Source organism: Hymenobacter sp. BT491 (assembly GCF_014349165.1).
Lineage (GTDB): Bacteria > Bacteroidota > Bacteroidia > Cytophagales > Hymenobacteraceae > Hymenobacter > Hymenobacter jejuensis.
In genome coordinates, this window is the sequence record NZ_JACSJJ010000002.1 from 1,313,829 (window position 1) to 1,326,901 (window position 13,073).

General features: G+C 56.8%; 10 protein-coding genes. 3 read left to right on the forward strand and 7 right to left on the reverse strand.

The genetic code is table 11. The features are described 5' to 3' along the window. The first annotated feature begins 212 nt into the window (after positions 1 to 212). Positions 213 to 2,318 (forward strand): beta-galactosidase, encoded by a 2,106-nt coding sequence (locus tag H9I52_RS11350; RefSeq protein ID WP_187453926.1) that lies wholly within the window; start codon positions 213 to 215, stop codon positions 2,316 to 2,318. 40 nt (positions 2,319 to 2,358) lie between these two features. Here the strand turns inward: H9I52_RS11350 and H9I52_RS11355 are convergent, their stop codons facing one another. From H9I52_RS11355 to H9I52_RS11370, 4 genes are all read right to left on the reverse strand, one after another. Further along, the gene (locus tag H9I52_RS11355) at positions 2,359 to 3,123 is read right to left on the reverse strand and encodes a YdcF family protein (RefSeq protein ID WP_187453927.1); all 765 of its coding nucleotides are present in this window, start codon (positions 3,121 to 3,123) and stop codon (positions 2,359 to 2,361) included. A gap of 120 nt (positions 3,124 to 3,243) precedes the next feature. Further along, on the reverse strand, positions 3,244 to 5,019 hold the full coding sequence (locus H9I52_RS11360; protein ID WP_187453928.1) for a DUF885 domain-containing protein: 1,776 nt from the start codon (positions 5,017 to 5,019) through the stop codon (positions 3,244 to 3,246). Between the two features lie 202 nt (positions 5,020 to 5,221). Beyond that, the gene (locus tag H9I52_RS11365) at positions 5,222 to 5,545 is read right to left on the reverse strand and encodes a hypothetical protein (protein ID WP_187453929.1); all 324 of its coding nucleotides are present in this window, start codon (positions 5,543 to 5,545) and stop codon (positions 5,222 to 5,224) included. A 30-nt stretch (positions 5,546 to 5,575) separates the two neighbouring features. Further along, positions 5,576 to 6,424: a hypothetical protein gene (locus H9I52_RS11370; protein WP_187453930.1), complete on the reverse strand. Its 849-nt coding sequence runs from the start codon at positions 6,422 to 6,424 to the stop codon at positions 5,576 to 5,578. A 209-nt stretch (positions 6,425 to 6,633) separates the two neighbouring features. On the opposite strand from H9I52_RS11370, the gene H9I52_RS23035 reads away from it, so the two are divergent. Together H9I52_RS23035 and H9I52_RS11380 are read left to right on the forward strand one after the other, a co-directional pair. After that, complete coding sequence (locus tag H9I52_RS23035; RefSeq protein ID WP_187453931.1) at positions 6,634 to 8,058, forward strand: DNA/RNA non-specific endonuclease; 1,425 nt, start codon at positions 6,634 to 6,636, stop codon at positions 8,056 to 8,058. 284 nt (positions 8,059 to 8,342) lie between these two features. Continuing rightward, positions 8,343 to 9,497 (forward strand): MFS transporter, encoded by a 1,155-nt coding sequence (locus H9I52_RS11380; RefSeq protein ID WP_187453932.1) that lies wholly within the window; start codon positions 8,343 to 8,345, stop codon positions 9,495 to 9,497. Positions 9,498 to 9,571: 74 nt separating this feature from the next. On the opposite strand, the gene H9I52_RS11385 is transcribed toward H9I52_RS11380, so the two are convergent. The 3 genes from H9I52_RS11385 to H9I52_RS23240 form a co-directional block, all read right to left on the reverse strand. After that, positions 9,572 to 11,218 (reverse strand): M28 family peptidase, encoded by a 1,647-nt coding sequence (locus tag H9I52_RS11385; protein WP_187453933.1) that lies wholly within the window; start codon positions 11,216 to 11,218, stop codon positions 9,572 to 9,574. Between the two features lie 63 nt (positions 11,219 to 11,281). Further along, positions 11,282 to 12,166: an FkbM family methyltransferase gene (locus tag H9I52_RS11390; RefSeq protein WP_187453934.1), complete on the reverse strand. Its 885-nt coding sequence runs from the start codon at positions 12,164 to 12,166 to the stop codon at positions 11,282 to 11,284. An 11-nt stretch (positions 12,167 to 12,177) separates the two neighbouring features. Then, on the reverse strand, positions 12,178 to 13,035 hold the full coding sequence (locus H9I52_RS23240; protein ID WP_187453935.1) for a nuclease A inhibitor family protein: 858 nt from the start codon (positions 13,033 to 13,035) through the stop codon (positions 12,178 to 12,180). Between the last annotated feature and the right edge of the window lie 38 nt (positions 13,036 to 13,073).

A 13,073-nucleotide genomic window follows, 5' to 3' on the forward strand; every position in this document is an offset into this window, starting at 1 on the left:
TTTATAACGGGGTATTGGATGAATACCGACGTCATTTAGGTCGAAAGGATGTTGGCCCAGAGAGTACATGATGCTACAGCAATCATGCTGGTGCTACTTGCGTTGCATCGGCCGCCACGGCCGCATACCTTGCCACTGCGGGAATATGGCTTCGGCACCCTTGCTTACCCTCTCCCTACGGCATCGATTCAAATCCCAACGCTTGCTAAGCTATGCGCAAACCTTTACACCTTTCCTCGGTCGTTCTGACGCTGTTGTGCCTGCTGGGCAGCAAATCATTGTTTGCTCAAAGCGCCGATCGATTTTTTCCCAAGAAAGATCTGATGACCATCGGCTCCTATTACTACCCGGAGCAGTGGCCGCACGCGTATTGGGAGCGGGATTTGAAGAAAATGGGCGAGTTGGGGTTTGACTTCACCCACTATGGGGAATTTGCCTGGGCCTTTATCGAACCCGAAGAAGGCAAGTTTGACTTTGCCTGGCTCGACGAGGCCGTGGAGCTGGCGCATAAAAACGGCATCAAGGTCATCATGTGCACCTCAAGCCCGACGCCACCGGCTTGGCTGGTGCAAAAGCACCCCGAGATCCTGATGGTAAACGAAAACGGCACGACGATGCAGCATGGCTCGCGGCAGCACATCTCGTGGTCGAGCCCCGTGTACCGGCAGTACGTGGCGAAAATGGTAACCGCCGTAGCGAAACACTACGCCAACGATAAGCGAATCTGGGGCTGGCAACTGGATAACGAACCCTCCCATTACGGCCAGTACGATTATAGCCCGGCCGCCCAAACCAGCTTTCGCAACTGGCTTAAAAACAAGTACAAAGCCATAGACTCGCTGAACGCCACCTGGGGCACGGCTTTCTGGAGCATTCGGTACAACAACTTCGACCAGGTACGCATCCCCAACGGCAAAGAGCTCATTGCGCAGCCTAACCCCCATGCTGTGCTCGATTTCAAGCGTTTTTCGAGCGATGAAGTCACCGACTTTCTGGGCATGCAGTACCAAATACTGCGTAAAAATATCCCGGCCAACCAGTGGATCACAACCAACCTGATGCCGGAGCATGCGCCGGTTGACCCCACCCGCATGACCAACCTCGACTTTGTCACTTATACCAAATACCTAGTGGCCGGGTATGATGCCGGATTGGGGTCGCAAGGGTTCCGGATGGGCTCGCCTACCAGCATCGCCTTTGCCAACGATTTGTTTCGGTCCATCAACGGCGTAACCGGGGTTATGGAGTTGCAGCCGGGGCAGGTAAACTGGGGCAAGTTCAACCCGCAGCCGCTGCCGGGTACCGTGCGCATGTGGATCTGGCACGCCTTTGCCGGCGGCAATAAGTTTGTGTGCAACTACCGCTTCAAACAGCCTTTGTACGGCGGCGAACAATACCATTATGGCATCATCAGCACCGATGGGGTGACGGTGAGCACCAGTGGGGTGGAATACACACAGGTGATCAAGGAGCTGAATGGCATTAAGTCGCATTACCGCCCCAATGCGAAAATACCCACCGAGTACGCGTCGCGCTTGACGGCCGTCTTATACAGTCCGGACAGTCGGTGGGAAATGGACAACCAGCCCCAAACCTACCAGTGGGACTATATGCAGCACCTGATGCGCTACTATGGCGGCCTCAAACAGCTGAATGCCCCCGTGGATGTGATCACCGAGGACAAAGATTTCTCGAAATATCCGGTCGTCATCGCGCCCGCCTACCAGCTGCTGGATGCCAAACTCGTCGAGCGCTGGAAACAGTATGTGGAGAAGGGCGGCCATTTGGTGCTGACCAGCCGGACCGGTCAAAAAAACCGCAACGGCAAGCTGTGGGAAATGAAATGGGCCGAACCTATTTACAACCTGATAGGCGCCAAGATTTCGTTTTACGATTTGATGCCGGATACCGAAAAAGGCACCATCCTATTCAATAATCAAACTTTCAACTGGAACAACTGGGCCGATATCCTCGAGCCCAATCCGGGCACTCAGGTATGGGCCACCTATACCAACCAGTTTTATACCGGCCGGGCCGCCGTTGTTTCCCGCAAATTGGGCAAAGGCACGGTGACCTATGTGGGCCCCGACACAGACGACGGAGCCTTAGAGAAAGAGGTAATGCGCCGGGTATACCAGCAGGCCGGCATCCCGGTTAAGGACTTGCCCGCGGGCGTGATCCTGGAATGGCGCGATGGGTTTTGGGTCGGCGTCAATTATTCCGACAAACCCTATTCGGTTAGCCTACCCACCAAAGCGCAGGTCCTCGTTGGGGACAAACAGCTAAAACCAGCCGGCGTAGTGGTGTGGCAAGAATAATGGGCTGCTGCCAAATTTTGGGGTCTACACTGCAAGACAACTAACAGTACCTCAACAGTTTATACGTAGCGTATCCTACCATCTCATGCAGGAGCGTGCTCCACAAGCCCAGCGCGCCAGCATCCGGTATGAGCCAATAGTCGGGAGCTAAGCTGCGGTCGATGGTGCGGAAATCAGCGGGAAAGGCGGTCGGCGACAAGCCCACGCGCCGAAAGCAGCCCAGCGCGCGTCGTTGGTGAAAGGCAGACGTAATGAGCACCAACGATTTGATATCGGGGTGCTGTTGCAATAACTGCTTGGTGTAGAGCGCGTTTTCGCGGGTGTTTCGGCTGCGCTGCTCCAGCAGCACGTCTTCTTTGGGAACGCCCGCCATGCGCAACAGAATAGCCAGCTCGGCCGCTTCGCTGCTCGCGGTGCTCCGGATCAGCCCCGACCCGCCCGAAATGATAATACGCCGGATTCGGCCCGAACGGTACAGCCACAGCGTATGCGTAAGCCGGTCGGCGCCTTCGTTGAGGTACACGCGGTCGTGGGGCGACTTATTTACTTTCGTGATGCCGGTGAGCAGCACGCCGGCATCGTGCCGCCCCACCGCGCGCAGCGAAACGGCCGGCAATTCCCAAGCCAGCATGGCCTCGTTAGCCAACCCCGGATTGGTACCCAGCAAGGCTACTACCAAGGCTGCTAACAATAAGCGCCGCTTGTAAACGGGCTGGCGCACCACGACGGCCGCCAGCAGCAACGCCACCAGCCAAACCGCTGGCATGATGACGTAATACAGAATTTTGGAAAGCAGGAAAAACACGGCCGCGAAGCTAACCGAAATTACCCGGGTTGCTTCGCGGCCGTTACAGGTGAAGACTACCTGAAGAAAACAGACAATCGAGGCAAATTGTAATTATCTTATTATCAGATAGTTACAAAATCAGTGCAACATCATTTCGCGGATGTACTTCACAGGGGCGCTGCCGAAACTCAGAAACTGCTCATTAAAGGTTTTGAGGTCGAAGCTTTTGCCCTGTTTCCGCTTCAGCTCCTCCCGCAGATCGTAGATTTCGGTGTAGCCCGTGAAGTAGCTGCTGAGCTGCACCTGCGAGAGCGTGGCCCGGCGCCACTTGTTGCGAGCCTCGGCTTCTTCCTGAAAGCCGTCGCGCAGGAGCATGGCCACGGCATCCTTTTCCGAGAGGTGGCCCGCTTGCACCTCGTGGTCGACGATGGTATTGAGCGTTACGCGCATGTTCCATTTGTCCCACATCAGCCACATTTCGTCGGAGTTGCCGCCGTAGCCGTTTTCCAGCATCATGCGCTCGGCGTACACGGCCCAGCCCTCTACCATGGCGCCGTTGCCAAAGATGGCCTTAATCAGCGAAGGCGACAGGTTGGCGTACACCAACTGCGTGTAATGCCCAGGGATGGCTTCGTGGATGTTGAGGATTTGAAGCGTGTAGTCGTTGTACTCGCGCAGGTAGCTTTCGGCTTGCGCGGCAGGTTGCCCGTCGAGCGGCTCGACATTGTAATACGTATTAGCCGCTTTGTCGTAAGGGCCTGGTGCTGAAATAGATGCCCCAGCCCCACTACCGCGCATGTAGAGCGGCGTTTCGCGCACCACAAGCGGCTTGCTGGGGTCTTGGGTGAGCAGTTTGTGATCGTTGACAAACTGAATCAGCGTCGGGATCTGCTGCTTCACGGCCGCCACGAAGCCGGCTTGTGAGGCGTGCTTTTGCGAAAGGCGCGCAATCATCTGCCGGATTGTGGTGGCCGTATCGGCAGGCATTGGCTGACCGGCGAAGTACTTGGGCCACAGCCGGGTAGCGCGTTTGCCCATGTCGTGCAGCAGCTCGGCCCGGTGGCGCTGGGCCTTCTGGTACACTTCATCGGCGGAGTAGCGAGATTGGATGTCGTAAGCGAACTTCTTGTCGAACAGAGCTTTACCCAACCGGAAGCTGCGAAACTTACCCGCCGGCAATACTTGCTTCTGCAAAAAGCTGATGTAGTTCTCTATCGTTAAGCGCGTGGTTGACAAGCGATTGCGAAACTCCTGCTTTTCCTTCTCCGATAGTTCCGAGCGGCTTATCGAATCTTCCAGCGCTTTGCCGAATACGGCCAGCCCGCCTTTGTTCTGCAAAATGGCCAGTTCGGTATGCTCGCGGGTGGGCTGACTGATGTTTTGCTCGGCGGCCTCGTAATAATCCGGGGCGTGCGAAATCTTGGAAGAAATGGCTCGCAGCCGCCGGGCGAGGGGCCAGTAGCGGCCGTTCAGGATTTCGGCTACGGAGCTGCCCAAGTTGTAAGTAGCAGGGTTCCATTGCCAGTCGCGCAAGGTATCGGCCGACCATCGGGAGCTACGCAAGTAGTTGTTGATCAGCAGATAATCCGTTTGATTATTGACTCGCAGGCTTTTCAGCTCAAACGTGCTCAGCTGCTTGAGCATGCGGGTACGCGCGGCGGCTTCCGTCTGTCGGCGGGCCGCAGTGGGCACCACCAGCAGCGAGTCGTACTTGTGGTAGCCTGCCTTGGACGCGCGGCCGGGGTTGTAGTACCAAAGCGAATCGATAAACTGTTTTTTGTAGCGCTCAAACACTGCATCGGGCTGCGTGTCGGTCAGGGCCTGCTTGCGGCCCTCCGATTGGTTGCAGCCCGCCAAGCAGGCCGAAGACACTATGGCGGCGAAGAAAAGTTTGGCAGAGGAGAAGTGGGTCATAGATGGGAAATTGGCGGAATAAATAAGCAACAAAGCACGACCGGAATTGTACTGCCCGCAGCTGGTTATAGTTGTACTAAAAAAAGCGGCCCGCTTTGAGGCAGCTGTCGCTGGGGTGGTTTTGTGCCCGCCCAAATGCAAAAGCCCTGTTCCGGCGCACCGAAGCAGGGCTTTTTATTAATAGCCGTTACGCGGACAAAGCTCAGCGCGGGGCGCTTACCTGCGCGTCGTGCTTCTGGCGGTAAATGGCCCGGCTGGTGCGGGCTTCGTCGCGCCGCAGTTCCTTGCGCTCCGGCACCGAGACGCGCCCGTCGGCGCGAGCCATTATTTTTTCGTTGCGCAACGCCGTCTGCCGGGCTTTCAGGCGCGCGGCTTCGGTGCGGGTCAGTGCCCCGGATTGTACTCCTGCCTGAATGCGGGCACTTTGAGCATGCTGTTGCGCCGTAACGCGTGGCGTCGTCGTTTGAGCCGAGGCGGTGACCAATACTAGGAACAGAAGAGCCGAAAGAACAGGAAGCTTTTTCATGCTATTTACAATATATTGATTATTAAGTATTTATCTCAAAGTTACAGTTCGGGTAACGCCGTTGATCGTCACGGAAGCAATGTTGTCGCAGGCGGCCGTTCCGGTAGGGTCGTAGTTGAGCACCATCGACTTCTCTTTGGAGTTGGTAATAGTAATGATTCCGGCCGTAAAATGACGAGCGCAGCCGGGCGTGAATTGCTTTACCAGCGGCTGCGTAATCACAGCCGAATAGCCCACGCCTTTGCGATTTGTGCCTGTAGCCGAGCCGGTTACCGTAAATTTATCGTCCAGAATCGTGCGCGTACCAAACCCGGCCGTGCGGGTGTACGTGCGCTGCGCCGACCACTTATGCGTGCCTTCAGTCGTCACGACGCTGGCGTCTTTTACATCCAGCGAAAAAGAACCGTTGCCCAAGTTGGTGAGTACGCGCGTGCCGAGGTGCTGCTTGTCGTTCACGAAGTAGTTCTGGGGCGTAATGGTGATGGTTGCACCTGCTTGGCGGTAGGGTCCGCTGAAAACTGCGATAATTTTGCCGCGCCGCGCTACCCCGTTGGGGCCCACGCAGTTGGTGGTACCAAAATCGATGGTAAGGGTTTTGGTAGCGGCATCGTAGCTGCGCGTCGCACACCCCGACAGCAGCCGCGCCAAATCGTCGGCTGATGCTACTGTGGCACTGTTTGACTGGGCTTCGGTTTCGGGCGAAGCGGCGTCGATAATGTCGCCGGCAGAAGCACTTTCTTCGTCGGCAAGTCCTTGGTCTTCAGCCGAAACGGTGGTACTTAGGGCACCGGGCGCATTGTCCTTGTTACAGCTTGTGAGCCACAGCATGCTGCTGGCTATGAACACAAAACTGAGGGTGGGTACTGAAAAGCGTTGCATAAAATGGAGGGAGAAAAGGGGTTAAAAGTTGATTTACCCCTTGGAGAGAGAATGTCACAAAAGGTTTAATGCAATAGTAGGATTTTTTCTATAATATTTCTTTTCCTATACACACAGGCTTTGGAGGGATAAACGATGCCCTTATTGGCACGAAAAGGCGTTACAATCGTTACAACTTTGTATTGTTGTCGGATCATTTTCTGAGCCCTATGCGCCCTGTCTCTTCCCTCCTACTATACGGCCTGTTGCTGAGCCTGACGCCCCTGGCCTGCTCGCAACAGCAACCCGAAACGACTAGCACCGTTGCCACTGCCCCGCCCATGCCTACGCAGGCGCAAACCAGCACCGGTAGCGTTGTCGAAACCTTCGAAACGGGTAGCAAAGGGGCGTATACCGAAGCCGACGAAACCTTGGCTACCGGCACCTGGCACTTCACCGATGCCCTGATCGGCTCGTCGCCCACCGACCACAAAAACGGCTCCCACGCGGCCCGCCTGCGCGGCAAAGGTCGACTGCGCATGAATTTTAACGCACCCTCCAGCACCCGGCAGATTCGGGTGAGCGCGGCGGCCTTCGGCGACGACCAAGCCAGCACGTGGGAGCTGTGGATCAGCCAGGACGGCGGGCGGCGCTACGTGCGCACCGGCGCGCCAGTCCGGACTACCAGCCCGCGACTTTCCGTCAGCAGCTTTCCGGTAAGCGGTGGCAACTCAGTGCGCCTCGAAATTCGCAAAACCGATGGCAGTAGTTCCCGCCTCAACGTCGATGATATTGAGTTTGTCGGAGGCACGGGTGTGGCCACCACCGGCAGCACTACCTCCCCGACGCTTCGGACCACAGCAGGCAATCCGCCTATTGCGGCCATCGTAACAAGCCGGGAAGACAACCTGGCGCTCGGCAACCCCAGCGGCGCCACCAGCAGCCTCGATAACTTCAGCAACTACCTGATGGTCAAGCCCCAATACACGCTTAGCTACAACCGCGACCGGGGCACGCCCAACTGGGTAAGCTGGCACCTCAACCGCGCCTGGATGGGCTCGGCCCCGCGCCAAGATGATTTCCGGCCCGATCCGGCGCTGCCGCGCGGCTGGTATTCGGTTACGCCGCACAGCTACGCCGGCTCCGGCTTCGACAAAGGCCACAACTGTCCCTCCGCCGATCGCACCACCGACCTCGACGACAATTCGGCCACCTTCCTGATGACCAACATGATTCCGCAGGCGCCCAACAACAACCAGCGCACGTGGTCGAGCCTGGAGGAATACGGCCGCTCACTAGTCAACCAGGGATATGAGATTTACGTGATTATGGGCAACTACGGCAAAGGAGGCACTGGCCTCAACGGCCGTGCCGTGACCTTGGACGAAGGCCGCGTTACGGTGCCTGCCCGCGTGTGGAAAGTACTGGTAATCATCCCCGAAGGCGCCGACGACCTCCAGCGCATTGCCGCTGGCCAAGCCCGCATTCTGGCCGTCGATACGCCCAACGACAACAGCATTGACCCGGATTGGAGCCGCTACCGCGTGTCGGTGGATGCAATTGAAGATGCGACCGGCCTGGATTTGCTCAGCGCCCTGCCCGTGGAGGTGCAAGATCGCCTGGAAGCTACGGTTGATAGCCGAATGGTGCGTTAAGCCAGCAAACCCCAAGCGTTTTTTCTCCGCTCCGAACGTGCCCCCGTGGGGCAACACCACTGCCGGGAAGGCGGCGTGTTGCCCCGCGGGGGCTTCGCTTAGGACCGAAAAGTGTACTGCTACACCATAGTTTACAGGGGCCTACCGATGATATATCATAATGAATTGATCTATAATGTGTTATGAATTTCAATTCTATACACGACCTTTGTGTTTCCGATCGTGCACTATCCAAATTCCCGCTATCCTGATTTTGCTATCTATTATAACGCTTTCATAACCTGATGCTTACATACGTTTCCTCGCCTGCGCTTCCCAAGCACGTGCATCGCTTGGCCGTGGGCGCCCTCTTCTTTTTGCAAGGCTTGTGCTTTGCGAGTTGGGCCTCGCGCATCCCGACCATTCAGCAAAAAATGGGGTTCTCGGATGCTACGCTGGGCGCCGTGCTGTTCGCGTTGCCCGTCGGCCTCATGATTTCGCTACCGCTTTCGGGCTGGCTGGTGACCAAGAAAGGCAGCCGGACGGTGGCCATCGGCGGGGCACTGCTTTATTCCACGATGCTGGCGAGTCTGGGGTTGGCCCAGAACGTGTTTCAGCTGGTGGCGTGCTTGCTGGTGTTTGGCTTTGCCGGCAACATGATGAACATCGCTGTGAACACGCAGGCCGTGGGCGTCGAGTCGCTCTACCGCAAGTCGATCATGGCTTCGTTTCATGGCCTGTGGAGCTTGGCGGGCTTCACCGGAGCCGCGGTTGGCACGCTCATGATTGGCAACGGCATCGAACCGTTTCACCACTTCCTGCTGATCATGATCATGATTGTGGCCGGCGCTACGGCTGCCTCACGCTTCGCGCTGCCCCAAGATTCTAACCGCAACCCCGACCAGCCCATTTTCGCCAAACCCGATAAGTCGCTGATCAACCTAGGCATCATTGCCTTTTGTTCGATGATCTGCGAGGGCGCGATGTTCGACTGGAGTGGCGTGTATTTCAAAAAGGTGGTGCTCGCCGATCAGGCTTGGATTGGCGCAGGTTACACCGCTTTCATGAGCACCATGGCCGGCGGGCGCTTCGTCGCCGACTGGCTCACAACGCGTATCGGCGTGAAGCGAGTGCTGTTACTGAGCGGCACCCTCACGGCTTCCGGTCTTGCACTGGCGGTGCTTTTTCCTACGATGCTCACGGCTATCGTAGGCTTTCTGTTGGTGGGCGCGGGCGTATCGTCGGTGGTGCCGCTGGTGTATAGCGCCGCCGGCCGGTCCGAGGTGCTGTCGCCGGGCGTGGCGCTGGCGGCTGTTTCTACCATCGGCTTCCTGGGCTTCCTGATCGGCCCGCCCATGATTGGGTTGGTAGCGGGCGCTACGAGCCTGCGCATTTCCTTTTCCATCATCGCCGTGATGGGCCTTTGCATCGCAGTGGTAGCCAGCCGATCGAAGCTGTAAATTGATATAAAAGCTAGGGCCGACGAGAGGCGCTAGCTTTTATATCAATTTATAAATCATTGATTATCAATAATTTACATCTTTGGTTTAGCGAAGAAATCCCCCGTGTTCCAAGTAGGCCGTTGCGGATTCTGGGCTATTTGGTAGCCGATCAGGAAATTGAGTTGTACGTACTTTTTGCCTGCTTCAAAATCAAACGTGCCGTTGATGTCATCCTGGGGCTTGTGGTAATATTCAGCTCGCCATTTCTGCACGGTTTGGTTGAGATTGTTCTGGCCGTCGGCGGTTTTGTTGCCGTACTTGATGTGTAGCGCCGGAATGCCCTGTGCTACAAAGCTGTATTGATCGCTGCGGATGAAGCGGTTTTGCTCCGGCTCGGGGTCCTGCTCGACCGTCAGGCCTAGGTAGCTGCTCGCTTTCGCTACCTCCTTTTCCAGCGACGAATGCTCAGCGCCCAGCGCCACCACCGACAGCAACGGCGCGATAATCGTGGGCATGTCGGTATTGATATCGGCCACAATGCTCTTGACCGGCACCGTTGCGTTCTTGGCAAAATAAGCCGACCCAAGCAGGCCCATTTCTTCGCCCGTTACCATCACCAGCAACACCGAGCGCTTGGGTTTTTCCTTCAACCGCGAATAGACCTTGGCAATTTCCAGAAGGCTCGCCACGCCGGAAGCGTTGTCGTGCGCCCCGTTGTACAGCGAATCGCCTTTGACCGGTGCCCCGTAGCCTACGTGGTCGAGGTGGGCACTGTGCACCACATATTCGTCTTTCAGGCGGGCATCTGAGCCCGGAATTTTGCCTACCACATTGTAGCTATCAAAGTCCTGATACCGAGAATGATACTTTACCACAACCGTTGTTTTGAGCGCCGCGGAAGCCGGATGACCTCCCGCAATCGCGGCAAATGCTTTGGCGGTGTCAACGGCGGCAGTGCGCAAAAACTGGTGTAGCGTAGCCGCGTTTACATTGCCCAGCACCTTGATTTGCTTGGAAATGTAATTCCTTGATACTGAAACCTTTCCATCAGCACCTAGCACATAATAAACGCCTTTGTGCAGATTCGGCAATGCGGCCGTGGGCCGAGGATTGGTACTGCCCACCAATACGCCCACCGCGCCGTGCTGCAAGGCATTGCTCAATACGGTGTGCATGTCCATACTCGAAGCCGATATGCTGGACGAAAAGCTCTTCGGAGCGCCCCGCACGATCACCACAATCTTGCCTTTGGCGTCGAGGCCAGCGTAGTCATCGTAGCCCAGCGCAGGCGCGCTGATGCCGTAGCCTGCAAACACCAGCGGCGCCTCCATGGTCACGTCCGCTGCCTCGGGGTTGGGGTATAGTATGTAATCTTTGCCGGAAACCAAGTTCGCAGCAGCACCATCGTTGCCCCGAACCGTGAAGGCTGAAGCAGCATCAAGAATGCCACGGCGCAAGCGCACCCGTTGCAGGTAGGTATTTTTTTCGCCTGCGGGCAGCACGCCCAGCTTTTTGTATTGGCCGGTTACGTACTCGACGGCCATCTGGTAGCCTTCGGTGCCCGGCATGCGGCCTTTCAGCTTGTCATCGGCTAGGTACTGGATGTGGGCCTTGATATCATCCGGACGCACTTGCTCCAACGCCTGGCTTACGTTTTTGTCGACGCTCAACGCCTGCGCCACAGCGTTCTCCGCCAGCAAAGCCCCGCACGCCCCCGCCAAAAAAGAAAGAATTTTCATGCCACTAAGAATGGGTAAAACTTAAGTCCACAAGAAAAGCCGCAAACCAGCGTACGCAGCCCGTTAAGCCACGAGATCTTGCTCGTGCACAAATACGAAGTTAGTCGAGCTATCGGCAAGGGCAGCCTTGCTCAAGTGACCGCTGGGGGTGATAAACTGCATATGATAGCCCAACGCAGCCATAAACCCAACTATGTCATTATCTGATAGTTGTGCGTTCTGCAAAATACTGCGGTCTATCTCCATTATTACTTTGGGCTTGTGCGTAGCCAGCAGATTTCTCATGCCCCGCAGTGCCAGCAATTCACCGCCCTCAATATCAATTTTGACGAGGTTGAGAGCCGGCAGATCCGCCGCGTAGCGGTCGAGGGCCACGGCTTGCACCACTTGCGGCCGGCTACCAACAGCCTGACGGTAGCGCGAGCCCATGCCGCTATTGTTGGGGGGCGGCGCAAAAAAATCCAGCGGCCCATCCGTATCGCTGACGGCCAGTTCGGCCGCCGCCACATTCGTCAGGCCATTGAGCTGAATGTGCTCTTGCAAGTGCTCGAAGTTCTGCCGGAAGGGTTCGAAAGCATAGACTTTGCCCGTCGGGCCCACCATTTTGGCTGCCACCAGCGTGTGCAGCCCGATGTTAGCGCCAACGTCAAATACCACGTCGCCGGGCTTGAGATAACGCTCCAGAAAAGCGATTTCCCGAGCTTCATAGGCACCCAAAAAATACAGGGTTTGCTGGATCCAGTCGCCCAGATGCAAGTGCAACGTCAGCCCGTGCCGATACCTTACGCGCTTGGAAACACCATCGAATAGGCCGGTTGGCAAAAATACCTTTTGGTACAGCCCAAAATACTTCGCTTGGAAATACTTGACACTAAACAACTTACGAAATCCAGCGGCAACCAGCGCTTTCAGTGCGAAACCCGCCTGCATCCACGCCCGGCTAGGCATAGCGTGTAGGCTTAGGTTTCTGTAAGAACTGTTTTGAAGCCGGCCAGCTGACCATCGTCGGTGCGGCCCAGCGCGTAGGCTTGTATCGTGGGGCCTTTGCCGATGCGATACACTTTGGCATCCTGTAGCTCCTGCTTCATGTACATCTGCAAGGCTTTGAAGCGGTTGGCCAGCGCCACGTCGTTCAGAATGCCTTTGTCGGCGGTATGATTGCGGAGGAAAAGCGTGAGTTCCTGCGTTTCTACGGGCGTGCCCGCCGGTTCGCCCACGAGCTTCAGCAAGGCATCGTTGGAGAGGTCGCCTGCCGGGGCCTCAAAGTGCACGGCAGCCAAGGGCGCATCCGATTCGCTCATGAAAAGCAGGCCTTCGGTGAGTTTTTCCAGGCGCTCGGTCACGGCAGGTGCGCCTGCACCGGCTGGCGCGGCTTTCGCATCATTCGACTGAGACGCGCTGGCGGCTGGGGCTCCGTCACCGCCCGGAACTTTGGCCGCAATGGCCGCCGCCAGTTCTTTCATGCGCGCTTCGGCTACTTTGATCTTCGGATTGGCAAAATTCATGTCCGACACCTTGTTCATCGGAATCAAATGAATGTGAGCGTGCGGCACTTCCAGCCCAATCACGGCCACCCCGATGCGCTGGCACGGCACGGCCGCCTGCACGCCCTTGGCCACGCGCTGGGCAAAAAGATGCAGAGCCGCCAGCTCGTCCGGCGCCATATCGAAAATGTAATCGACCTCCCGCTTCGGAATGACCAGCGTATGGCCTTCCACCAGCGGGGTGATGTCGAGAAATGCCAAGTGCTGTTCGTCTTCGGCTACCTTATAGGAAGGCAGCTCGCCGGACACAATTCTAGAAAAGATAGAAGCCATGTTGTGAAGAAGTGAGGGTTGGAAAGGAGGCGGTCGGC